At 69.1% G+C, this 22,280-nt stretch carries 23 protein-coding genes; 15 read left to right on the forward strand and 8 right to left on the reverse strand.

Annotation, left to right across the window (positions count from 1 at the left end; all coding sequences use genetic code 11):
• Window positions 1–421: 421 nt before the first annotated feature.
• From ACFWWR_RS42070 to ACFWWR_RS42080, 3 genes are all read left to right on the forward strand, one after another.
• Entirely contained in the window at window positions 422–1,075 is a 654-nt protein-coding gene (locus ACFWWR_RS42070) for a TetR/AcrR family transcriptional regulator (RefSeq protein WP_384309361.1), read from the forward strand.
• A 12-nt stretch (window positions 1,076–1,087) separates the two neighbouring features.
• A complete protein-coding gene (locus tag ACFWWR_RS42075; protein WP_383874165.1) occupies window positions 1,088–1,381 on the forward strand; it encodes a hypothetical protein in 294 nt (97 codons plus the stop codon).
• A gap of 103 nt (window positions 1,382–1,484) precedes the next feature.
• Window positions 1,485–2,630 (forward strand): NlpC/P60 family protein, encoded by a 1,146-nt coding sequence (locus ACFWWR_RS42080; RefSeq protein WP_383874167.1) that lies wholly within the window; start codon window positions 1,485–1,487, stop codon window positions 2,628–2,630.
• A 235-nt stretch (window positions 2,631–2,865) separates the two neighbouring features.
• On the opposite strand, the gene ACFWWR_RS42085 is transcribed toward ACFWWR_RS42080, so the two are convergent.
• Window positions 2,866–3,087 carry a DUF6009 family protein gene (locus ACFWWR_RS42085; RefSeq protein WP_384309364.1) on the reverse strand — a complete coding sequence of 74 codons (222 nt, stop codon included), beginning with the start codon at window positions 3,085–3,087 and terminating at the stop codon, window positions 2,866–2,868.
• 816 nt (window positions 3,088–3,903) lie between these two features.
• On the opposite strand from ACFWWR_RS42085, the gene ACFWWR_RS42090 reads away from it, so the two are divergent.
• A complete protein-coding gene (locus ACFWWR_RS42090; protein WP_384309366.1) occupies window positions 3,904–4,896 on the forward strand; it encodes a hypothetical protein in 993 nt (330 codons plus the stop codon).
• Between the two features lie 349 nt (window positions 4,897–5,245).
• On the opposite strand, the gene ACFWWR_RS42095 is transcribed toward ACFWWR_RS42090, so the two are convergent.
• The gene (locus ACFWWR_RS42095; protein WP_384309369.1) at window positions 5,246–5,923 is read right to left on the reverse strand and encodes an AAA family ATPase; all 678 of its coding nucleotides are present in this window, start codon (window positions 5,921–5,923) and stop codon (window positions 5,246–5,248) included.
• On the reverse strand, window positions 5,920–6,678 hold the full coding sequence (locus ACFWWR_RS42100; RefSeq protein ID WP_384309371.1) for a GntR family transcriptional regulator: 759 nt from the start codon (window positions 6,676–6,678) through the stop codon (window positions 5,920–5,922). The genes ACFWWR_RS42095 and ACFWWR_RS42100 overlap by 4 nt, the downstream gene beginning before the upstream one ends.
• A 400-nt stretch (window positions 6,679–7,078) precedes the next feature.
• Between ACFWWR_RS42100 and ACFWWR_RS42105 the strand changes: the two genes are divergently transcribed.
• The 11 genes from ACFWWR_RS42105 to ACFWWR_RS42155 all read left to right on the forward strand — a co-directional run bounded on the left by ACFWWR_RS42105 (window position 7,079) and on the right by ACFWWR_RS42155 (window position 16,285).
• Window positions 7,079–7,342: a DUF6284 family protein gene (locus ACFWWR_RS42105; RefSeq protein ID WP_384309374.1), complete on the forward strand. Its 264-nt coding sequence runs from the start codon at window positions 7,079–7,081 to the stop codon at window positions 7,340–7,342.
• A complete protein-coding gene (locus ACFWWR_RS42110) occupies window positions 7,339–8,217 on the forward strand; it encodes a DUF2637 domain-containing protein (protein WP_384309377.1) in 879 nt (292 codons plus the stop codon). The genes ACFWWR_RS42105 and ACFWWR_RS42110 overlap by 4 nt, the downstream gene beginning before the upstream one ends.
• Complete coding sequence (locus tag ACFWWR_RS42115; protein ID WP_384309380.1) at window positions 8,217–8,588, forward strand: RRQRL motif-containing zinc-binding protein; 372 nt, start codon at window positions 8,217–8,219, stop codon at window positions 8,586–8,588. Before ACFWWR_RS42110 ends, ACFWWR_RS42115 begins: the two co-directional genes overlap by 1 nt.
• Window positions 8,558–8,923 (forward strand): DUF6251 family protein, encoded by a 366-nt coding sequence (locus ACFWWR_RS42120; RefSeq protein WP_384309382.1) that lies wholly within the window; start codon window positions 8,558–8,560, stop codon window positions 8,921–8,923. The genes ACFWWR_RS42115 and ACFWWR_RS42120 overlap by 31 nt, the downstream gene beginning before the upstream one ends.
• 263 nt (window positions 8,924–9,186) lie before the next feature.
• On the forward strand, window positions 9,187–10,971 hold the full coding sequence (locus ACFWWR_RS42125; RefSeq protein WP_384309385.1) for a MarR family transcriptional regulator: 1,785 nt from the start codon (window positions 9,187–9,189) through the stop codon (window positions 10,969–10,971).
• Window positions 10,972–11,065: 94 nt separating this feature from the next.
• Window positions 11,066–11,929: a bifunctional DNA primase/polymerase gene (locus tag ACFWWR_RS42130; protein WP_384309388.1), complete on the forward strand. Its 864-nt coding sequence runs from the start codon at window positions 11,066–11,068 to the stop codon at window positions 11,927–11,929.
• Entirely contained in the window at window positions 11,922–13,397 is a 1,476-nt protein-coding gene (locus tag ACFWWR_RS42135; protein WP_384309390.1) for an ATP-binding protein, read from the forward strand. The genes ACFWWR_RS42130 and ACFWWR_RS42135 overlap by 8 nt, the downstream gene beginning before the upstream one ends.
• A 458-nt stretch (window positions 13,398–13,855) precedes the next feature.
• The gene (locus tag ACFWWR_RS42140; RefSeq protein ID WP_384309393.1) at window positions 13,856–14,101 is read left to right on the forward strand and encodes a helix-turn-helix domain-containing protein; all 246 of its coding nucleotides are present in this window, start codon (window positions 13,856–13,858) and stop codon (window positions 14,099–14,101) included.
• Between the two features lie 85 nt (window positions 14,102–14,186).
• Window positions 14,187–15,425 (forward strand): tyrosine-type recombinase/integrase, encoded by a 1,239-nt coding sequence (locus tag ACFWWR_RS42145; protein ID WP_384309396.1) that lies wholly within the window; start codon window positions 14,187–14,189, stop codon window positions 15,423–15,425.
• A gap of 119 nt (window positions 15,426–15,544) precedes the next feature.
• The gene (locus ACFWWR_RS42150) at window positions 15,545–16,063 is read left to right on the forward strand and encodes a hypothetical protein (protein WP_384309397.1); all 519 of its coding nucleotides are present in this window, start codon (window positions 15,545–15,547) and stop codon (window positions 16,061–16,063) included.
• 30 nt (window positions 16,064–16,093) lie between these two features.
• Window positions 16,094–16,285, forward strand: a complete 192-nt coding sequence (locus ACFWWR_RS42155) for a zinc ribbon domain-containing protein (RefSeq protein ID WP_384309417.1) — start codon at window positions 16,094–16,096, stop codon at window positions 16,283–16,285.
• 154 nt (window positions 16,286–16,439) lie between these two features.
• On the opposite strand, the gene ACFWWR_RS42160 is transcribed toward ACFWWR_RS42155, so the two are convergent.
• Genes ACFWWR_RS42160 through ACFWWR_RS42180 form a run of 5 tightly spaced genes read right to left on the reverse strand, consistent with a single transcriptional unit; the run spans window position 16,440 to window position 21,975 of the window.
• The gene (locus tag ACFWWR_RS42160) at window positions 16,440–17,660 is read right to left on the reverse strand and encodes a styrene monooxygenase/indole monooxygenase family protein (RefSeq protein WP_384309400.1); all 1,221 of its coding nucleotides are present in this window, start codon (window positions 17,658–17,660) and stop codon (window positions 16,440–16,442) included.
• A gap of 14 nt (window positions 17,661–17,674) precedes the next feature.
• Complete coding sequence (locus tag ACFWWR_RS42165) at window positions 17,675–18,310, reverse strand: ATP/GTP-binding protein (protein WP_383874171.1); 636 nt, start codon at window positions 18,308–18,310, stop codon at window positions 17,675–17,677.
• Window positions 18,291–18,710 (reverse strand): DUF742 domain-containing protein, encoded by a 420-nt coding sequence (locus tag ACFWWR_RS42170; protein WP_383874173.1) that lies wholly within the window; start codon window positions 18,708–18,710, stop codon window positions 18,291–18,293. The genes ACFWWR_RS42165 and ACFWWR_RS42170 overlap by 20 nt, the downstream gene beginning before the upstream one ends.
• On the reverse strand, window positions 18,707–19,216 hold the full coding sequence (locus tag ACFWWR_RS42175; protein WP_383874174.1) for a roadblock/LC7 domain-containing protein: 510 nt from the start codon (window positions 19,214–19,216) through the stop codon (window positions 18,707–18,709). Before ACFWWR_RS42175 ends, ACFWWR_RS42170 begins: the two co-directional genes overlap by 4 nt.
• On the reverse strand, window positions 19,213–21,975 hold the full coding sequence (locus ACFWWR_RS42180) for a nitrate- and nitrite sensing domain-containing protein (protein WP_384309403.1): 2,763 nt from the start codon (window positions 21,973–21,975) through the stop codon (window positions 19,213–19,215). The genes ACFWWR_RS42175 and ACFWWR_RS42180 overlap by 4 nt, the downstream gene beginning before the upstream one ends.
• Between the last annotated feature and the right edge of the window lie 305 nt (window positions 21,976–22,280).

A 22,280-nucleotide genomic window follows, 5' to 3' on the forward strand; every position in this document is an offset into this window, starting at 1 on the left:
CCGCTGGGCATCAGTCAACGACAACGGCGGAATCTTCGGACCCGGACGACTCATACCGAACCAACGACGAACCTTCGACTCAGGTCACTAGGGCCCTTCTGATGGATCTCCGCGGGTGAAGGAGCGGCGTCCGGTGCGCGCTCTCGGGGTCCCCCCGGACGGAGTCTGGGGGAGTGCCGCGCGGAAGCCCTCGTACGGGGCGTACTCGCGCTTGCGCGCGGTGCGGCGAGTGGGGGTACCTCCCACGCCCTCAAGGCAGTGGGGGAGCGTGCCGGGCGTCGCGACGCCACGGAGATCCATCAGAAGGGCCCTGGCGGCCGGGAGGACCGGCACCGGCCCGGGGACCAGTACCGGCCGACTCGCCCGGTACCGGCCGGTTCGCCCGGTTACCGGCGGGGGCGCGCCGGTTACGCTGCCCGTCATGACGTCCTCCGCCCCCACCCCCGCCTACCGCCGCCTCAGCGTCGAGGAGCGACGCAGCCAGCTGCTCGACGCCGCGCTGTCGCTCTTCGCGCACCGGCTCCCCGAGGACGTGTCGCTCGACGACGTGGCGGAGGCGGCCGGGGTGTCGCGCCCGCTCGTGTACCGGTACTTCCCGGGCGGCAAGCAGCAGCTGTACGAGGCCGCCCTCCGGTCCGCCGCCGAGGAACTGCAGAAGTGCTTCGACGAGCCCCGCGAGGGCCCCCTGCTCCCCCGCCTCGCCCGCGCCCTGGACCGCTACCTCGACTTCGTCGACCAGCACGACGCCGGCTTCAGCGCCCTCCTCCAGGGCGGCAGCGTCGTCGAGACCTCCCGTACGACGGCCACGGTGGACGGCGTACGGCGGGCCGCCGCCGAGCACATCATGCGGCACCTGGAGGTCACCGACCCCGGCCCCCGGCTGCGGATGACGGTCCGCATGTGGATCACGGCCGTGGAGGCGGCCTCCCTCATCTGGCTGGACGAGGACAAGCAGCCGCCCGCCGGCGAGCTGCGGGACTGGCTCGTGGAACAGTTCGTGGCGGTCCTGACGGTGACGGCGCGGCGCGACCCGCAGACCTCGGCGCTGGTGGAGACCATGGCCGCCAGTGGCTGAGAGCCGTGGCGGATGGCTGACACTGGTGCCGTGAAGAGCGAAGACACCCCCTTCGAGGGCGGCCCCATGGACGGGCGCGTGCTGCCCGTCCTGCTGGGCGCCACCGGGCACCCGCCCAAGACGTACCGCATCCCCGTCCCCGACGCCGCCGGCGGCCCGCCCACCGTGCTGGTCTACCGCCGGGTCCCCCGCGCACACAGCAAGCGGCTCGGACTCCACCAGGGATGGAAGTACGAGTACGACCCCACGGGACAGGCCGGCCGACGCAGGTGGCCCTGGTCCAAACCGGACGCCACCGACGGGTGACCCCGTTGCGCCGAACCGCGCACACTCGGCGCGCGGACGCGGCGCCCACGTCCCATGCTCGCGGTGCGGAGCGGAAGTGCTGCCCCGCACCGGAGGTGATGACGTGTCAGAAAGGCTTCTCCGTCTCGTCTGTACGGCGGCGATGGCGGCCGGAACCGTCCTCGCGCCCCTGCCCGCCGTGGCCGTGCCCGAGCCCCCACAACCCGCCCGGCGCTCCGTGGCCGACCTGCTGACGGACCTTCAGGGGCTGTACCAGGAGGCCGAGCGGGCCACCGAGACGCACAACGCCACCGAGGAGAAGCTCAAGAAGCGGCGCGCCGAGGTGAGGCGCCTGGACGCCGAGCTGTCCCGCGCCCGGCTCTCCCTGCACGACAGCCGGAGAGCGGCCGGCCGACTGGCCCGGCACCAGTACCAGAACAGCACCGACATCTCCCCGTACGTCCGGCTGCTCCTGGCCCGCGACCCCGAGCACGCCCTCGACCAGGGCCATGTGATCGGCCAGTTGGCGCGCGAGCGGGCCGAGACGGTGGGCCGCCTGACCGGCAGCGAGAAGAGGACCGACGACCTGGCCCGCCGGGCCCGCAAGGCCCTGGACGACCAACTCACCCTCGCCGCCCGGCAGAAGAGGGAGCGGGACACCGTGCACAAGCGCTTGAAGGACGTCGAGGAGCTGCTCGCCTCGCTCACCGAGGAACAGCTCACGGCCCTCGCCGAGTTCGAGCGGAACGGCATCGCGAAGGCCCAGGACAAGTTCATGGCGTCCGGCGCCCTCAGCAGCGAACACAAGCCGTCACAGGAGGGTGAGCGGGCGGTGCGGTACGCCGTGCGGCAGCTGGGGAAGCCGTACGAGTGGGGGGCGGAGGGGCCGGAGTCGTACGACTGCTCGGGGCTGACCTCCGAGGCCTGGGGCCGGGCCGGGACACCCATCCCCCGGACCAGTCAGGAGCAGTGGGCCGAGCTGGAGCGGATCCCGCTGGACGAGCTGCGGCCCGGGGACCTCGTCGTCTACTTCCGCGACGCCACCCACGTGGCGATGTACCTCGGCGACGGGATGGTGGTGCAGGCGCCGCGGCCGGGCGCGAAGATCAAGGTGTCGCCGATCGCGGCCAACCCGGTCCTCGGGGCCGTACGGCCCGACCCGGGCGGGGAGCCCCTGCGGCGGTACGCGCCGCCGAAGCTCCCCGAGAACGCCCTGGAGGGGTCGGACGAGGGCTACGCGCCCGCGGCCCCCGAGACCTCCATCAGGTAGCCCTCGGTCTTCTTCGGGTCGGAGAAGACGGGGGCCTACCTCGCTTCGGTTGCCGGGGCCTGACGGGCTTCTGACCAGCGGTCCAGCCGTCGTTGTTGGTCGTTGTTGGTCGTCGTCGGCCACCCTCGGACGGCCCACAGACGGCCCAACGCCTGCTGTGCTCACTGCCGTTCGGCCAGTACGAGAGGCCCCGGCTGATCGCCGGAGGCCTCTCTTCTGTGTCTCGCCGAGTCGGCTACTCAGCCTCGGAAAGGGGAGCCCCCAAGCGCGTTCCGTCTATGCCCCAGACTCCGGGAGACAACGTGCGAGGGTCCACAGCCTCAGACGGAGCTGAAGTCTTGTAGGTGCCATCCGGCTGCTCGGAGCGATCGTGTTCTTTGACCCAGAAGACACGCCGAATGAATTGCCCAGGTGAGTCGCTGCTCGGAGCATCGGCACGAAGCACGGCGTAATCCACGCGCCTACCGTTCCCATGTCACGGCTCCGGTCGGCGGCGCGTCGCCACTGAGCGCGAAACGGACTGGCGAACGAAGTCGAACTGCCCGTCCCGTCTGACGGCTCGTGCCGAGCCCTCTGGCCATAGGACGGCCAGGCGGCTCGGCACGAGTCGCATAGGCACTCGGGTTCGGGTGCGTCTCGGGACGCCTAGTTCGGCGTGCGTCGTCGCTTCTGGCTCCCTGAGCCACGAGTTGCGGGACGCAGCGGGGAGGCGAAGAATGGGTCTTGCGTCGCCTGCACCGTCGAGTTGATCTCCGGTGGTCTCGCCGTCCGGTCATCTGGGCGACGCCAACAAGGGCAAAGCAGGGCACCGCAGAGCGCATCCGGAGCCATCATGGCCAGAACTGCCCGGCGCAGAGTCTCCCGTTTCGCTGGCGCATCCTGCATGGCTGCAGCGCTTGCCTTGCCGGCAGGCCTTACCGGCGCTGTGGCAGTGCCCCATACCACTGCTCAAACTGCGGCCACACTGCCAGCCCAGACCACTCCGCCTCCGCCTGAGCCGCCTCCGCCTGAGCCGCCTCCGCCTGAGCCGCCTCCGCCTGAGCCACCTCCGCCTGAGCCGCCTCCGCCTCCGCCTCCACCTCCGCCTCCGCCTGAGCCGCCTCCACCTCCGTCGCCCGAGCCGCCTCCGTCGCCTGATCCGCCTACACCTCCGTCGCCTGAGCCGCCTCCGCCTCCGTCGCCCGAGCCGCCTCCGCCTCCTGAGCCGCCTCCGCCTCCGCCATCGTCCGAGTCACAAGAGGATCCGGCGGAGCAAAAGGAGGAACTGAGAGAGATGACGCCTGAGCTAGAGGAGGAGGTAGAGGCTCTGGCCGAGCGGCAGGATGCCTCCAAAGTGACGAAGAAAACTGCAGATCAGCTGCAATCCACGATGCAGATGGTCGAGAACCCAAAGACGCCGCTGAAGGCGCGGGTCGCGCTCGCGAATGCTGTGCAGCAGGTTAGCGCCACGCTGGAGATAATCGAGGATCCGAAGACGCCGCCGAAGGATCGGGCCGCGTTCATTACGGTCGTGCAGCAGGTGAGCACCACGCTGGAGATAATTAATGATCCGAAGACGCCGCCGAAGGAGCGGGCTGCGTTCATTACGGTCGTGCAGCGGATGACCACCACGCTGAAGGTAATTAATGATCCGAAGACGCCGCCGAAGGAGCGAGCTGCGTTCATTACGGTCGTGCAGCGGGTGACCACCACGCTGGAGATAATTCATGACCCGAAGACGCGACCGAAAGTGCGGGCCACTTTCATGCAGTGCGTGCAGCAGGTGAGCATCACGCTGGTGGCAATTCATGATCCGAAGACGCCGCCGAAGGAGCGGGCCGCGTTTGCCAAAGTCGTGCAGCAGGTGACTGCCTCGCTGGGGATGATCCATGCCTCGAAGACGCCGCCGAAGGAGCGGGCCGCGTTGATCAATGTCGTGCAGCAGGTGAGTACTTTGCTGAAGGTAATCCACGCCCCGGACACGCGGCCGCAGGAGCGGAATGAAGCGAAGAGGAAGCTGGGCCAGCAGGCTGGTTTGATCAATAATCCCCAGTTTGTGGCATTCATGGCGGACGTCGCGCGCTACAGCGCATCTGCGCAATGTGTAAACAAAATAGTGTACCGCACGCGCCAAATAGGTTGGCCGTATGGCACCCTATGGGGTCTTTCGGATAAGGCATGCATTGCGACGCTGGCCGAGGGAGCACGCCAAGGAAACGAACTATTTAAATGCGTGCAGAAGTATCCATTCTCTACGTGTGTGGGTTATACCAAGCCCGATGGGTAACGTGCCGTCAGCTCTGATAGGGATTCCCGCCTAGTGGTCCAGTAGCATTGCCCGCACTGGGCCGCGCGATGCTGGAGCGGGCCCTCGCCGCGAAGATGTCGTTTCGCTGCGTTACCGACGACAAGGTTCATGGTCGGCTGGCTGGCCAGGTAGCGCCTGAGCTACATGCTGGCGATCACCTAAAAGCGCCGCTGCGGGCCACGCGGGCAGAACGCCCGCACCGTCACGGCGATCCTGGCGGAGCATGATTTAGAGATCCGCTCCGCCGGTGACGACGCCCACGGCCTGAGCGAATATGCTGTCACCTCCCGCCGCATCTCGGGGAAACTTCAGTTAGTTCTTCAGGACGTCACGAGCGCGACGCTTCTAGAGCCGCGATCACAGTTGCAGGGTCGCCGTCGTAGGTGAGGTGCGGTTCCTCTGCCTCGGGGGGGACGAAGCGGGCGCGGTACCGCTGAAGGTCGCTCTCGGAGAAGTAGATCGCGTTGGGATCGTTCGCGTGGAACTCGTTGCGCTCACTAATCCTCGCCCAGAGTTCGTCGTGGCTCGCTGCGAGATAGACGAGCACGGGGGTTGCGCCGGCGTCGGTGGCGATGCCCATCCAGCGGCCCCGGTCCTCTGGGGTCCAAAAGCCGTGGTCAACGACTACATCGTGCCCCGCCTCAAGGTGCTCCCTGAGTTCGACCGCCACGTCTTCGAGGACCGGCCGTTCAAGGGTCGGGAAGGTGCCTCGGGGAAAGTCGACTCCGTACACGCCATGGCGTCGATACATCTCTTCATCCGGGCACAGGCGTACGAACCCGCGAGCAGTGAGAGCGCGGGAAAGCGTGGTCTTGCCTGAGCCAGGTAGTCCGGCCATCAGCACGCAGAACGGCGGAAGTGGTGGCATCGGTCTCGTCATGGTCTGGGAGATGGCAGCCATCTCCGCTTCGGCTTCGGGCGTGATTGTGCCAGCACGCCGGGCCGCAAGGAGTGCGCCAAGGCGGTCTTCGAGCACGTTTGCGAGCGTGTCATCCATGACCGTCATGTGGAGACCTCCGATTCCGTGCGCCATGTACGGCCTGGTCCCCCGAGGTCCACGCCGTATTCCACGATGTTCCCTTCGCTGTCCACGAACTTTGCCGTCATCACGACCACTGGTTCCGTCGGCGGGTTTTCGGGGTCCAGCTCCAAGAGCTGTGCGTACTCCGGCGTCAGCTGGCGCGCAGAGGCCGTGTCGATGCGGTGACTGATCGGGTGGCCGGTGACCTGAGCAATGAGCTGGAGCGAAGTCCCGCCTGTAAGACGCTCACTCGCCGCCAGTTGCGGGAGCGGCTTCCCGTACCGCGCGGGAATCCATGACGTGCTGTGGGCCACGATGCCGTGCCGGTCTCGGTATACCCGGCTTCGGCGGATCACGTCGGAGCCGGGCTGAATGTCCAGCGCTTGCGCCACTTCGGCGGGCGCGGGTACTACGCCTGCCTGATGCGAGTCGGACCTTTCACCTGCACCCCAGCTAGACCCGGTACGGCGCCCCCGGTCCTGACGCTGAGACCCCGAAGACATCGGAGCTGGCTGGTCTAGGACCTCCGTCCCGATCCCGTGGATCCCCCGTACAAGACCCTCGTTGCGCAGCTTGCGCAGGGCCTTCTCAGCCGTCGCGGTGCTCACTTTCCACTCTTCAGCGAGGTTCTTGATGCTCGGCAAGAGCGACCCCGGCTGTAGCTGACCAGACGTAATCAGCTCCGTGTAGTGGGCGGCAATCTTCGCGTACGGCGCTCGATTGTCAGCCTGGCCTGCCATGTCGCGGTGCTCCTTGTCGTCACTTCCCTGAGGTTCCCTAGCTTACCGCTTGACACCGCAGGGAACCCTAGGGAACCTTAGGGATGTGCCCGGAGGAAAGCCCGTAGGGGTGAGTACGAAGTGAGCGCGCATTGATTGAAAACTCAACAGCGTGCCTGAGGTAGCCGCTCCACCTCTGCAAGCAAGAGGGCGGCGTGCGCGGGTTCTATCCCTGTGTGCGGTACAGCGCGACTGACCTATCCGCAGTCATCTGCTGCGGCCGGTTGCCTCCGCTGCTCGTCTCGTACGAGCAGCGCTGAGGGGAGCCGGATCTACCGACTTCAACGGCGCGCGGCCCCGGTGCTGTAACACCGGGGCCGCTGTTCGGGCCGTTGCCACCTGCTAGGGAGAACACGACCCAATGGAACACATCGTCACTGTTCAGGAAGCTGTTACCGCGTTCGAGCCGTGGATGGAGCCCACGGACGCGGAGCTGGACGCCATCGAGGCGGAGATGCCCGTCATCCGCGCGGAGATGGAGCTGCTGGACGCGCAGATCATCGTCATCGGCCGCACGCCGTGCGAGCTGGACGAGCGGCGCATCCGCCGGGCCCGCCGGCGCGTGCTCGCCGCGCACCGCGACCACGTCAACGGCCGGTCCGGTCGGACGGGCGGTGCCGCATGAATCTGCACCGCAAGGGCCGCGCCGCCCTCGTGCTCGCGCTGGTCGTCGTGGTCGCCATGGCCTTCCGGGTGTCCTGGAACGCCCTGCGTGACATCGCGGGCGCCATCGGCGCCGACAACACGGCCGCGACGCTGTACCCGTTCGTCGTCGACGGCCTGATGGCTCTGGCTCTGATCGCGACGCTCGTGCTCGCCGGGCGGGACCGGACGTTCGCACTGCGGGTGCTGGCCGCCTACACGATCGCCTCGCTCGTCCTGAACTACGTGCACGGCTTGGTTCCGGAGCTGCACGGCCGGTCGGTCGACTGGGGTCGGCTGGCCGACTGGGACCCGGCGAACTGGGTGCTGGTGCTGCTCGCCACGTCGCTGCCGGTCGGGTCGATCTACTTCGGCTCGGACCTCGTGGCGAAGGTGCTGCACCACCGCCCCGCCCCGATCGCAGCCCCGACCGCGAATGCGGAGGAATCGACCAATACCGAGAGGAATCGGTCTAGTTCTGACCTCGTGGTATCGACCCCGGCGCCGAGCACGCCGAACGTGACGGCGCTGCCCCGAGCGGTGGCCGTCGGCTTCCTGAAGTCGACCATCCCGGCCAAGCCGGTCAAGGCCATCGAGCAGCCGATCGAGCGGCGCGCGGTGGCTGCCGAGTCGACCAGCCCGCGTCGGGCGACGGGCCGCGTGCCCGACGTGGCCCGCACGCCGCGCCCGAAGCGCACCCCGGATGAATTGCTCGACGAGGCCCGCAAGGCCACGGCGGATTGGCCGGACGCCAAGTTGAGCGCGGAGGGCATCCGCCGTGAGGTCCGCACCTCACCGGCGAACGCCCGCTCCCTGCGCGACACCCTGCGTGCCGAACGCGGCCTTCAGGTCGCCTGATGGCCACCCTGCCCGTCTACCGGTGGCGGCTCGCCCCGGACGGCTACGCCACCTACCGCCAACTCCGCGCCCTCGGACTCCGCCCCGGTGGCCAGGAGGTGGCCGCGCAAGTCGAGCGGCCCCGGCGCCGTCGCGGCCCGCTGGTCGCCTACCTCTACCGCATCGACCGAGCCAAGCCGGTGCGCCCTATGACCCCGGCCCGCAGGGCGGCCCTGGCCAAGGCCAACACCGCCCGCCGCATCTGCCCCGAGTGCCGCCGCGATGCGGGATACGTCATCCCGCCCTCCCTCGGTATGTGCTCTGCCTGCGCTTTCCCCGACAACGCCCCGGAGGGTGCGTCATGGAACAGCTCCCCGCACACCGCCCGTTGACGGTCGTCCAGCTCCCCGACGGCAGCCACGTCTACGCCGACCCCGCCGCCCTTCCCGCCCACCAGCCCACCGGGCCGCAGGTGGTGCACATCCACCAGGCGCCCCCGGACCGCACGGTGCAGCGCGTCGCGCTCGGCTCCGGTGTCGGAGCCGGTGCGGTCGCGGCCGGCGTCTACTTTGGCCCGCTGCTCGTCGGCGTGCTGACCGCCATCGCCGCGAATCTCGCGATGCTCGCCTTCATCGCCCTCGTGCTCGCCTGGGCCGTCGTCACCGTGGTCCGCTCGGTCACCACCAGCACCAAGACCACCGGCAGGACCGGCCGCAAGGGCCGCTGAAACACCGTGAGGCCGTAGGCGGCCCGCAGGGCGCCCGAACGGCCTTCCGGAAGGGGTTTCCCCCGGAAGACTGTTCGGCCGCCAGAAGCCCCGTAGCGACGCAGGGTGACGGAAGTTTCCGTCCTCGCGCGCACACGCGTAAGGGCCGCCTCGGAAACCAGGAAACCGGAAACCTGCTCACTCCGCGTAACACATGCGTGTGGTGACGGGCCGTCGCAGGGCCCGTCACCACCGACCCACCGATCCCTGAAACGAGGACACCCGTGAGCCACGGACAAGTCTGGCGCACCCACCGCCAGTACGCCGCCACCGCCGCCCGCTTCAGCGCCGATCACTGGCGCAAGGAAGCCGAGCGCCGCCGCGCCCTGCGCGCCGAACGCAAGCCCCTAGTGCGCGACGCCAAGCGCGCGCTCGCCACCGCACGCGCCATCGACCCCGAAGGCGTCACCTCCCTGCGCCACCGCGCGGAGCGCGAACTGCGCACCGCCAAGCGGCGCGTGCCCGACCCCATGTGGCTGTTCGCGTCCAAGACGACCGCCGCGCTTGGCGTCGCCGGTTACGTGTCGCTGCCGCAGGTTCCCACCCGCGTGTGGGTGTGGGCGGCCGTCGCCCTCGTCGCCGCCATCACCGCCCTGTCGGTGTGGATCGCCGTGCGTGAGCGCGACACCACCGGCCTGAAGCCCACCGCCGAAGAATCCGCGCTGCTGAAGCGGTTGCAGCCGCAGCACTGGAAGGAGCACGCCGAACAGCGCGGCCTGACGGGCACGCTGACCGGCCGTCCCAAGCTGACCGAGGCGGGCATCGTGTGTGCCGTCCGCCTCGACGGCACATGGACGGCGACAAAGCTCCGCGCCGCCGAGGACCACATCCGCGCCCTGCTCGGCGCCCGCACGAGCCTGCGCATGCAGATCAAGGCGGGCAAGCAGGGCGGCTGGGCCGAACTCACCTTGCGCACCCGCAGCGCGGCCGACGGCGACGACCTCACGTGGACGCCCGAGCGGCGCTCGCTCGGGGTCGACACCGTCACTGGCGAGCAGGTCACCGTGCCGCTCGGGGAACGGCTGCTCATTGCTGGTCGGTCCGGCGCGGGCAAGTCGGTCGCTTCCCGGCCGCTGCTGTTCGACGCGTCCGAGGGCGCCACGAACGCGCTCGTCATCATCGACCTCAAGCGCGTGGAAGGCCGCCTATGGGACCACCGGGCCCGCGTCGCCTCCACCCCACGCGAAGTCGTCGACGTGGTCGACGAACTGGAGACGGAGATGCTGGAACGCCTCAGCATCCTGCCCAAGGGCCAGGACACCTGGACACCCACCGCCGACCGGCCGCGCATCACGGTCGTCGTCGACGAGGGCGCCGAGGTCATGACGGCCGCCGACAAAGTCCCCTGCGAGACCGAGACGAGCGACGGCAAGACCCGCAGCGTGAACCGCTCCGCGCTGCCGGGCCTGGAATCCCTCGCCCGGATGGGCCGCGCGGCGTGCATCGACCTGTGGTGGATGACCCAAAAGCCCACCATCGGCGACGGCATCCCCAAGCAGATCGCCCCCCAGATCGGCGTCTCCATCTGCCTCGCAGTCCGCACGCCGGCCGAAGCGCGCGTGGTCCTCGGGGAGGACGCACAGGCCAAGGGCTGGAACGCCGACGAACTCCCCGTCCCCGGCGTGGCGCTGATCCGGAACGGCAAGCGCAAGCCCGACCCCGTCAAGGTCCGCTACATGGACAAGGCCGTCGTCATCGCCCTGCCCGACCGCACCCCGTGGTCCCGCACGGTCGCGCCCACGGTGGAAGCCGCGGGCGCCCCGACGCTCACCCTCGTCAAGACCACGACGCCGGATGAGCCCGCCACGGACAGCGCCGTCTCCCGCGTCCTCAAGGCCATCGAGACCGCCGACGAACCGGTCCTCCAGAAGGACTTGGTCACGCTCACGGGACTGTCCAAGGGCTCCGTGTCCAAGGCCGTCAAGACCCTCACCACCGGCGGCATGGCCGTCCGCACCCTGGACGGCCGACTGACCGCCACACGCGGCGACGACACCGCCGCCGCCTGACCCACCCGACACACGACAACGGCGGCCCCCATCCGACCAAGAACCGGGGCCGCCGCCAATCCAGCACGCTAGAGACGAACTGGAGACATCCAGCATGACCCAACCCACCGACATTCGGGGAGAGCACCTGCCTACCGCGCTCTTCCTGGCAGCCTCCAACGTGCCCGTGCTGCCGTTACGAGGCGGGAAGGTGCCGTTCGGCAACTGCGGCCGCTGCGCCAACAACGCGTGCGGCGGCCGGCCGAACATGAAGACCCCCGGCCCCTGCGCCTGCCCGCACCCGTGCCACGGCTGGGCCGCCGCCACCACCGACCCGAACGTCGTCAATGCGCCGACGTGGGCGTGGGCGTGGCGCGATGCAGCAGCCGTGGCCTACCACCCCGGCGGCGCCGGTCTCACCGTCGTGGACCTCGACAACGCGGAAGCCATCGCGTGGGCCCGTGCGAACCTGCCCGCCACACGGACCGTGCCCACGACGCGCGGTGAGCACTGGATCTACCGGGGCGCCATGCAGTCCGCCAATGCCGTACGGCCCGGCGTGGACATCAAGTCCACGATGGCCTACGCCCGGTGGTTGGGGCCCGGCGCCAGCACCATCACGGCACTCCCGGATGTCGTCCGCGCGCTGGCCGTGAAGGAGCCCATCGCAGTCCGACCGGCGGCCGTCACCGTGCCAGCGCCGGTCGGGGGTGGGGAGTGCCCTCACCGCACGCCGGCCTATCTGGACCGTGGCATTGCCATGGCCGAGCAGCGCATCACCGAAGCCTCCAGCGCGGTGCACGCCACCGTCTATCGAGCGTTCCTCGCCGTGTTGTCCACGCACGGCCGGTGCGGCTGCCTGACCGAGGCGCACACCGTGCGGCTGTTCACCGCGGCTCAGGCCAAGGGCGAATCGGCCCGGCACTGCACCGACGCGTGGACCAACGCCCTGACCAGGTTGGGACTTAGCCATGTCTGAGGACGAGAAGACTCCTGCCCGCGAGGTCATCGCGGACTACGCGCAGGAGCACTTTCGGTACTTCCGCACCGCCGAGGGGACCGTGTACGCGCAGAAGAACGGCCACCCCGTGGCCCGTCCGATCCGCTCCCAGGGCACGACGGGCAGCCACCGCCAGGAACTCATGGTCGGCCTGTTCAGGGACGGGATCGGCGTGTTCAACGGGAGCGCGCTCAAGGAGGCGTTGGACTTGATCGAAGCGCTCGCGCTGTCCGAGGACGTGCAGCCCGTGCACATCCGCGTGGCCCCCGGGTTCGACGGGGCGACGTGGCTGGATCTGGGCCGCGACGACGGGCAGTCCGTTCGCATCCACCCTTCGGGCTGGGACATCCTCACCCCCGACCCGCGCGAGGTGTGCTGGCGGCGCACCCAGCTCACCGGGGAACTGCCCCTGCCGGCCAAGGACACCGACGGCAAGGGCATCGACCTCCTGCTCAGGCTGTGCAACTTCGCAGGCGCGGAGACCGAATGCCTGGCCATCGCCTGGCTGATCGGCTGCCTCGGCCCGTCCGTGCCCGTCCCCGCGCCGTTCCTCACCGGCCCGCAGGGCGCGGGGAAGTCCACAGGTGGGCGGATGCTCGTACGGATCATCGAGGGCATGAGCGGCGACCTGCGCCGGGCCCCGAAAGATGAGGAGAACCTGATCGCGGCGGTGGCGGCCGGATGGGTCACCGCCCTGGACAACCTCTCCCACATGACCCCGGACCTTTCCGACGCCATGTGCTGCATCGTCACCGGCGCCGAAAGCGTCAAGCGCGCCCTGTTCACCGACGGAGACGTCTTCCGCGTCGGCTACCGCCGCCCTCTGCTCCTGACCGGCATCGACGTGGGAGTCATCCGGCCCGACCTCGCGGAACGGCTCCTGCCGCTGCGTCTGGAGCGGCCCCGCGTCCGGCGCACCGAGGCGGAACTTTGGGCTGAGTACGCGGAGGTTCTGCCCGTCGTCCTCGGCTCGCTCCTGGACCTCACGGTGAAGGTCCGCGCAGCCGAGGCGGAGACCCCCACCGACCTGCGGATGGCGGACTTCGCCCACCTGTGCGCGCAGCTCGATGCGGCAACCGGCCTCGGGGCGCTCACCGCCTATCGAGCCAGTCTGGACGACCTGAACGACGACGTGATCGAGGGCGATCTCCTCGCCCAGACTGTCCTCAGGCACGCCGACACCATCGAGCCGGGCGCGGCGCAGCGGATGACCTCCACCGAGTGGCTGCACTGCCTCAGCCGCCTCTACAGCGGCGACGACCTGCGCCCCCTGCCCAAGGGCTGGCCGACCACCGGCAAAGTCCTCTCCGACCGGCTCAAGCGCCTCCAGCCGACCCTGGCGGCTCGCGGTGTCCTCATCGACACGGGCCGCACCAGCGAGGGCCGCTACCTCGAAATGACCCGCCTGGCCACCCCGTCCCCACACGACCACAAACCGATGTTCTGACCCGTGCCCCGCGCTCGCCCGGACAAGCAAGAAGAGCACCAGCGGCCAGGCGTGCTCCTCTTGCTGTTCGGCGGAACGCCGCCCAAGGGTCGCGCCGCGTAGCGGCTCCTTCTTCACACTTTGAGGCGGCACCGCACCACAACAGACACCCCTCTTTTGTCCTAAGAGGGAAGACGCTGCGTCATCTGCGTCATGCACCCCCCAAAAATGGCCACTGACCTGCGATTACAGCCATGACGCAGACGGCGAAGCCTGCGTCATCCTGCGTCATCTGCGTCACCCGATGACGCAGGCCATGACGCTGCGATGACGCACCCCCAAACCACTGCGTCACACGAAACCGCAGGTCAGAAGCCCAGATGACGCTGATGACGCAATGACGCAGAAATCCGCACCTCGGACACACGCGCACCGAGAGAAGCCCCCCGAACGCAACACGACTCGACGCCGAGGCCTCTATGAGCCGACCCCGTTCCGCTCAACCCGACGCTCGCGCTGCCCTCCGCAGTGGCCTGCCCGATCGGTACCTAACCCCCGACGACATCGCCGAGATCTTCGAGGTACCCCTCGAAACCGTCTATCAGTGGCGCCGGAAGCGCACCGGGCCGCCCGGATTCCGCATCGGCAAGCACCTCCGCTACGACCCCGCCGACGTCCGCGCCTACGTCACCCAACGCAAGACCACGGATCAGACCGCCGTCTGACACAGCCACAACCCCACAGCTCAACACCCTAGGGAGGGCCACACAGTGGCCCTCCCTTCCCATGCCCAGAAGGGAACACCCGCACATGGCAGGCCACATCCAAGACCGCTGGTACAAGACCGAGACCGACGCCAACGGCAAGACCGTGAAAGTCAAGACCGACCGCCACGGGACCGGCCTGCGCTACCGCGCCCGGTACGTCGGCCCGGATGGCACCGAAAAGTCTAAGAGTTTCCGCGACGGACAGAAGCGACTCGCTGACCAGTGGCTGAAGGACATCGAGGCGGATATGTCGAGCGGCCAGTACGTCGACCCACGGGCGGCCAAGACGACGTTTCAGCAGTACACCGAGAAGTGGCTCAGCACTCTCGGGGCCGACCCCAACACCATCGAGTCCATGAACTCTCAACTCCGGCTGCACGCCTTCCCGTACATCGGGTCGCGTCCGCTGGGGTCGTTCAAGCCGGAGCACATCCGTGAGTGGGTGGCTCAGCTCGAAGCGAGCGTGCCCGGCTCGTACGGCCGGATCATCTACGCGAACGTACGCGGCGCCCTGAGTGCCGCCGTTGACGACGGATACCTGAGCCGTAACCCGGTTTCCGCGCGATCCGTGAAGCCGCCGGCGCTTGACCCTAAGCGCGTGGTGCCGTGGTCTGCTGAGTGCGTGTTCGCCGTACAGGCAGCGATGCCCGAACGGTACCGGGCCATGGTCGACTTGGGGGCAGGCTGCGGCATGCGCCAAGGGGAGATCCTGGGCGTTGCCGTTGACGCGCTCGACTTCGACTCCGACAGGCTTCACGTAGTCCAGCAACTCAAACTCAGCCGCAGTAAACCCGTGTTCGCACTACCCAAGGGCGGCAAGACGCGGGACGTGCCACTTCCGGGCCCCGTGGCCGACGCGCTCAGGGCCCACATGAAGCAGTTCCCGCCAGTTGAGATCACGCTCCCGTGGAAGACGCCCGACGGACCGAAGGTGACCCGGCGGCTCATCTTCATCGCGCCCGGCGGCAACCACGTCTGGCGCACCTCCCTGAACGAGGAAGCGTGGAAACCCGCTCTCGTCGCGGCCGGAGTCATCCCCGAGCCGGAGACCAAGGCAGACGGCTACGCCGCAGCGCGCGAGCACGGCATGCACGCGCTGAGGCACTTCTACGCGTCCGCCCTCCTGGACGGCGGGGAGAACATCAAGGCCGTCAGCGAGTACCTTGGCCACAGCAACGCGGCCCTGACGCTGCGGATCTACGCCCACCTCATGCCTAGCAGTCAGGAACGCACGCGCACGGCCATCGCAACCGTCTACTACAAGGCCCAACGCTCCGGCTGACGCCCCTTCACCGAACCCGCTGGCGCTGAAGGGCCGCGGCAGCGGGTCCCCAGGAGACCCTGATCGAGAACGTGAACGCTCTCCTGACAGGTGGCGGTCGCGTCTGAGATTATGGCTCGATGGCAGATACGCCGCATCAGCACTCCGAGGACATGATGGTTCTCATCAATGAGGAGCTGAAGGGGTGCCTTACATCTCAGGCGGCCGCTGCTGCTCGCCTGGATACGAAGCTAACCCTGTTCCTCGGCTTTGTGGTGGCAGCGGTTCCTCTACTAATCTCCAATCGCCTGGAGTGGATCAGCGGCACGGTAGCTCTTGTCCTTTTAGGTCTGACGTTTGTTCTGTTTCTGGCCGGGTTACTTCCGCGTAATTGGCGAGTGGTGCCAGAGCCGACACCCTTCGTGGAACTGTTCGGTGCGAGCACGTCGAGAGCCAGTGCCTTGGGGTATCTCATCGACATGCGCGAGGATGCCTACCGCGTCAACAGGAATGTTGCGCTAGGGAAACGTGCGCGGTTGAGGCAGGGATTGTGTGTCCTGGTGGTTGCGATGGTGCTGTCTGGTGTCAGCATCAAACTTGGGCAGGCGGAAGTTAGCGACAAGCCGAAGCACTCTCAGTGTCTGTTCAATTGTAGGTAGCGCCACTAATCTTCTCTTGTGCCTACGTACATGTTCTGGTGCCGAGTTTGCGATCAAAACTTTGACGTCTCGCGCCCCATGCGTGAAGCTCCCGACACTGCGGACTGTCCCGATGGTCACTCAGACACCGTCCGGCGATTCGGCGGCCAGACCGCTCGTAATCCCCACCTCGGCAGATGGCGTGGCGGAGGGGGAGACGGTTTGTCGAACGTTGGGGGCTGAGAGGCTTCCGGCCCTGATGGTACGGAAGCAGGGACCGCATCCGCCCGGGACGAGGCTCAGCAGACGGCTTGACGGCCCACAGACGGCCCACGACCCTTACGCGGCCCGCCTGTTGAGGGGAACGTGCAGGTTGACGGCTTGCAGGGGCTTGGGCTTACTTCTCCGACCCGTAGAAGAAGTTCTCGAAGTCGGCCGGGTCGTCGAAGGCGTTTGCGAAACGATCAGCCACCGGCGGCAGCTGACCCGCCGCCCCGATCAGGTTCAGCACGTGCTCCGGCGGCGGGGCGAGCATCGCGTTCGTCCACTTGGTGACGTGCTGCGCGGTGTCCCAGTACCGGTCGAACGTCGCCCGCATCCACTCCTCGTCGAACTCCTTGTCCCCGCGCTCGAGAATCGACGCGAGATACGCCGCCGCGCACTTGGACGCCGAGTTGGAGCCCTGTCCGGTGATCGGGTCGTTGGCGACAACCACGTCGGCGACGCCGAGGACCAGGCCGCCGCCGGGGAGCCGGCCGACGGGGTTGCGGACGGTCGGGGCGTAACGGCCCGCCAGGGTGCCGCCCGCGTCGGTGAGCTCGGCCTTGGTGGCGCGCGCGTACTCCCAGGGGAGGTACTTCTCCATGAGTTCCAGGGTCAGGGAGAGGTGCTGCGCCGGGTCCTTGACGCCGTTGAAGACGTCCAGCGGGCCGCCGGGTATGCCCTCCCAGAAGAGGATGTCGGCGCGGCCGGAGGTGGTGAGGGTCGGCATGATGAACATCTCGCCGACGCCGGGGACCAGGTTGCAGCGGACCGCCTCCATGTCCGGGTGCTCCGGACGCGGGCCCAGACCGTGGACGTAGGCGACGGCGAGGGCGCGCTGCGGCTCGGTGTAGGGGGACCGCTCGGGGTCGCGGGCGAACATCGACACCAGCTCGCCCTTGCCCGCCGAGACCAGCACCAGGTCGTACGTACGGGAGAAGTAGTCGAGGTCGCCGACCGCCGCGCCGTGGATGACCAGCTGGCCGCCGCGCTGGGCGAACGTCTCCATCCAGCCGGCCATCTTCACCCGCTGGTCGACCGACTGCGCGTACCCGTCGAGCGTGCCCACCCAGTCGATCGCGCGCGCCGCGGGGCCCTGTTCCCAGGAGCCCGGGGCGGCGACCGAGACGCCGAGTCCTTCGATCTTCGGGGCCTGGGACTCCCAGAAGTTCAGCTGGAGATCGCGCTCGTGCTGGAGTGCCGTGTGGAACATGCACTGCGTCGACATGACCCGGCCGGTACGGATCTCGTCCGCGGTCCGGTTGGACATCAGGGTGACCTCGTACCCGTGCGACTGGAGGCCGAGGGCGAGCTGGAGTCCGGACTGACCGGCTCCGACGACGAGTATCTTCCGCATACGGGGCTGTTCTCCTACTCGGGTGTGACGTCCAGCGCGTGGCCCACCAGAGTCAGGAGGGTCTCGATGGCCGAGATCCGGCGGCGCGCATCCATGATCATTACAGGTATGTGCGCGGGGATCGTCAATGCCTCCCGCACGTCCTCCGGTTCGAACCGCTCGCTGCCGTCGAAGTGGTTGACCGCCACGACGTACGGCAGTCCGCAGCTCTCGAAGTAGTCCAGCGCGGGGAAGCAGTCCTTGAGGCGTCTCGTGTCCGCGAGGACGACCGCGCCGATCGCGCCGCGCACCAGGTCGTCCCACATGAACCAGAACCGCTGCTGGCCCGGTGTGCCGAAGAGGTAGAGCACCAGGTCGTCGTCGAGCGTGAGGCGGCCGAAGTCCATGGCCACGGTGGTGGTCAGCTTGCCGGGCGTGGCGGTGAGGTCGTCGTGCTCCTCGCTCGCCTCGGTCATCAGCGCCTCGGTCTGCAGGGGCGTGATCTCCGACACGGCGGTGACCAGCGTGGTCTTGCCGACGCCGAAACCGCCCGCCACGACTATCTTCGTGGCGATCGGGGCGCGGGTGCGGTCCGTCTGCCAGGGCTGTACGGGCCCCTCGTCCTCGAGGAGCGGGGAGACGCCAACGGCGTCAGAGACGACGGAGTCCACTCAGTACCCTTTCCAGCAGAGCCCGGTCCGGCCGTCCCGTGCCGTGACCGGTTCCTGTTCCGTACACGCGGATCTTTCCCTGGTCCGCGAGGTCGCTGAGGAGCACCCGGACCACGCCGAGCGGCATCTTCAGCAGCGCGGCGATCTCGGCCACCGTGCGCATACGGCGGCACAGTTCGACGATGGCCCGCATCTCCGGCATGACCCGGGTGTTGAGCGAACCGTTCGTCAGTTCCCTGCGCTCCTCGGCGGCCTCGATCGCGGCGGTGGTGGCCACGAACGTCTCCACGAGGAGAACGTGCCCGAAGCGGGTACGGCCGCCGGTGAGCGAGTAGGGGCGCACGCGCGCCGGCTTGCGGTCGGAACCGCGCACGGGGAGCCTCTTCGGCGTACTGCTCATCGGGTGCTCCCCGTCGGCGTCGACTCGTGCTCCAGGGATTGCCGCAGCTCGCTGCGGAGTTCGGGCGTCAGGACGTGGCCGGCCCGGCCCACGAACAGCGCCATGTGGTACGCCACGACGCTCATGTCGCAGTCCGCGGCGCCGTGCACACCGAGCAGCGAGCCGTCGCTGATCGACATGACGAACAGGCTGCCCTCGTCCATCGCGACCATGGTGTGCTTCACCGGGCCGGAGTCCATCAGCCTGGCGGCGCCGATGGTGAGGCTGCCGACGCCGGAGACGATGGTGGCCAGGTCGGCGGAGGAGCCGCGCGGGCCGGTGGGCTTGTCTGCTCGGGGCTCTCGCGCCTGGGCGTTGCGGCCGGGGTCGGAGGAGAGCAGGAGCAGGCCGTCGGAGGAGACGACGGCGACCGACCGGATGCCGGGCACCTCCTCGACGAGATTGGTCAGCAGGAAATGAAGATTGCGGGCCTCACGGCTCAGTCCGAAGGTACTGGGCGCGGTCAACTGCTTGCCTCCTCGGCTGTGCCCCCCGTGACTTCTTCGGATGCTGCGGGTTCCCTGACGGGCGCCTTGTTCTGGCCCGTCTGTTCGGAGATCTCCGTCTCTACGTCTCGGTAGCCGGCCTCCGCCCCCCGGCGGAAGCCGCCCAGGCGGCGGCGGAGCGCTTCGGCGTCCACGGATCCGCCGCGTTGCCGCTGCGCTGGGGCAGGGGCGGTGATCTTCGGGGTGCGCTTGGGCAGCCCCTTGTCTGTGACGAGTTCCTCCGGTTCGTCGGGGACCCGCTCGTGTTCCGTCTCGGCCTCGTCGTCGAGGGAACCGGTCTCGTCGTCGGGGGACCGGGTCTCGTCGTCGAGGGATTCGGTCTCGCCCGCGCCGGCCGTGGCACTGTCGTCGCCGGCTGCGGTGGGTTCGGGGATCAGGAGTTTTATCGTGGTCTCGACGGGCGTTTCCGCCTCCGACTGCTGTACGGCCTTCTCCGCCAGCGTGACCAGCGGGTCACCGTTCTCCGAGCGGCCGTACAGGACGTTGGAGTTGACCTCCGCGTCCGCGCCGGGGAGGGAGAAGGCGTGCGTGCCGGTGCCGGACACGGGCGACGACTCGGAAGGGACGGCGGCGGTCGGCGCGGGCGTCAGCAGGGTCTTGGGCAGGACGACGACGGCCGCTATGCCGCCCTGCTTCTGCTCGCGCAACTGCACGCGGACTCCGTGCCGGTGGGCGAGGCGGGCGACGACGTACAGGCCGAGACCGAGGCCCTCCTCGTCGTCCTGGTCGTAGGAGTCGTACGTCGTCTCGGGGTCGAAGTCGGCGAGGCGGGCGTTGAGCTGGGTGAGGCGGTCGCCGGTCATGCCGATGCCCTCGTCCTGGACGGACAGCATGACCTCGCCGCTCTCCAGGAGCCAGGCGGAGACCTCGACGGGCAGGTCGGGCGGGGAGAACGAGGTGGCGTTCTCCATGAGCTCGGCCAGCAGGTGGGAGAGGTCGTCCGCGGCGAACCCGGCGATGTGGGCGTGCGGCGGCAGGGCGGCGATGCGGACCCGCTCGTAGCGCTCGATCTCGCTGACCGCGGCGCGCACGACGTCGACGAGCGGGACCGGACCGGCGGTCTGCTGGACGTGTTCGGTGCCGGCGAGCACGAGGAGGTTCTCGCTGTGCCGGCGCATGACGGTGGCGAAGTGGTCGAGCTTGAACAGCGTGGCGAGCCGGTCCGGGTCCTGCTCGCGCTCCTCCAGGCCCTCGATGACGGCCAGCTGCCGCTCGACGAGGCCCAGGGTGCGCAGCGCGAGGCTGACGAAGGTGGCGCCGATGCCGGTGCGCAGCCGCTCCAGCTGGGCGGCGGACTCGGCGAGTTCGGCCTGGAGCTGCTCGCGGGCGTCGGCCATCTTCTGCCGCTGGCCGACCAGGTGCTTGCGGTCGGCCTCCAAGGTGGAGACGCGGTCGACGAGGGCGGCCGCGTGCGCGTGCAGGGCGTTGACCGAGCGGACGACCTGGGCGAACTCGTCGTTGCGGCCGGTGAAGGCGACCGGTTCCTCGGCGGTCGGGTCCTCGGCCCCGGCGAGACGGGCGGAGCCGCGGCGCAGGACGGACAGCGGCCGGGTGAGCGTACGGGCCATGGCGGTGGCGATGCCGACGGCCAGGAGCATCAGGGCGCCGAGGACGGCGATGCGGATCTCCAGCGCGGTGACGTCGTCGTCGCGCAGCTGGGCGAGATCCTTGACCCGGCGGTCGTAGAGGGCGGCCTCCGCGCCGCGCATGGCGTCGATCCGGGCGGAGAGGGCGGCGTCGACCTTGGTGGCGCCGGTGGCGAGCTCGCCGTCGGACAGGGTCGGCTGGTCGGTGAGGGTGGCGAGGTACTTCTCGGCGGAGTTGACCTCGGGGCCGGTCACCGTGGAGTCGTAGCGCGCCTTGGCGTCGGCGGGGGCGGTGTCGGCGAAGTCGGCGAGGGCGGCGTCGGAGCGGAGGCGGGCCTGCTGGGCGGCGGCGGCGAGGGCGGCGCGCTGCTTGGCGTCGGCGTTCGAGGAGGTGGTCTCGGTGGACGGCAGGCCGGTGATCGGGTCGATCACGGTCCGCGTCGTCGTCGGCACGGCGAGGGCCGCCAGGAGCAGCCCGCGGGTGGCGGCGGCCTGCTGGACGGCGGAGTCCAGCTCGGCGAGGGCGTATCCGCCGGAGCCCGCGCGGGGCGGCAGCTGTTCGGCCAGGTCCTCGGCGAGCCGGTGCAGGTCGTTGATGGCGGCGGAGTACGCCTGGTGCGCTTCGAGGGCACCGCTCTTGCCGCTGAGCGCCGCCCGGCGGACGGCCGCGATGCCGTCGAGGTCGCCGCGGAGGCCGTCGGGCAGGCCGGTGTCGGCGCGCAGCTCCTCCACCTGCCGGTCGACGCGGACGCTGCGCTGCTCGCTGGGCGCCTTCGACTTGGGGCGGCCTGCGGCGATGTACGGCGTCACCTCGTCGCGCTCGTCGGCGAGCGAGTGGGCGAGCGCGAGGGCGTCCTGGGTCTGCTCGGCGAGGGTCACCAGGTCCTGGGAGTCGCTGAGCTCCCCGGAGGCGGTGACCAGGGAGGGCACGCCGGCCCCGGCGATGGCGGCGGCCACGACGGTGACGGCGAGAATGAGCCGGGTGCGCACGTGAGTGGGCCGGCCCTTGCCGACAGGGGTGCTCGGGGCGCCGGGGGTGCCGGACGGACCGGGGACGGGGGTGCCGGGCGTGCGCTCCACGCCTTTTTCGGAGGCCGCCTTCTTGCCTGTACGACGAGGCCGCGTCTTCTGCACCGGTGCTCGCATTCCTGACTCGTGAGTACCCATGGGCCGGGTTACGCTCCGTCACCGGGCGTCGACTCTGCGTACACCCAGTACGGTCCCCGACCCTCCCAGTGCCGGTGGGCGGTGGCCGCGCATCGCTGGACCCGCCACCCGAAGGAGTGAACCTCGGACGGGAGTTGCCGGGCAAGTTCCTCCGGCTTGTGCGGCGCCCCCGCGCGGTGGGCCGGTTGGACGTCTGCGGCGGGCGGTGGCAGTATTCGCCGCCACGTCTTCCCGGAGCGAACCATTCCACCCCAAACCAGGCGCCTGACCTG

The sequence above is a fragment of the Streptomyces sp. NPDC058678 genome, from assembly GCF_042714835.1.
Taxonomy (GTDB): Bacteria; Actinomycetota; Actinomycetes; order Streptomycetales; family Streptomycetaceae; genus Streptomyces.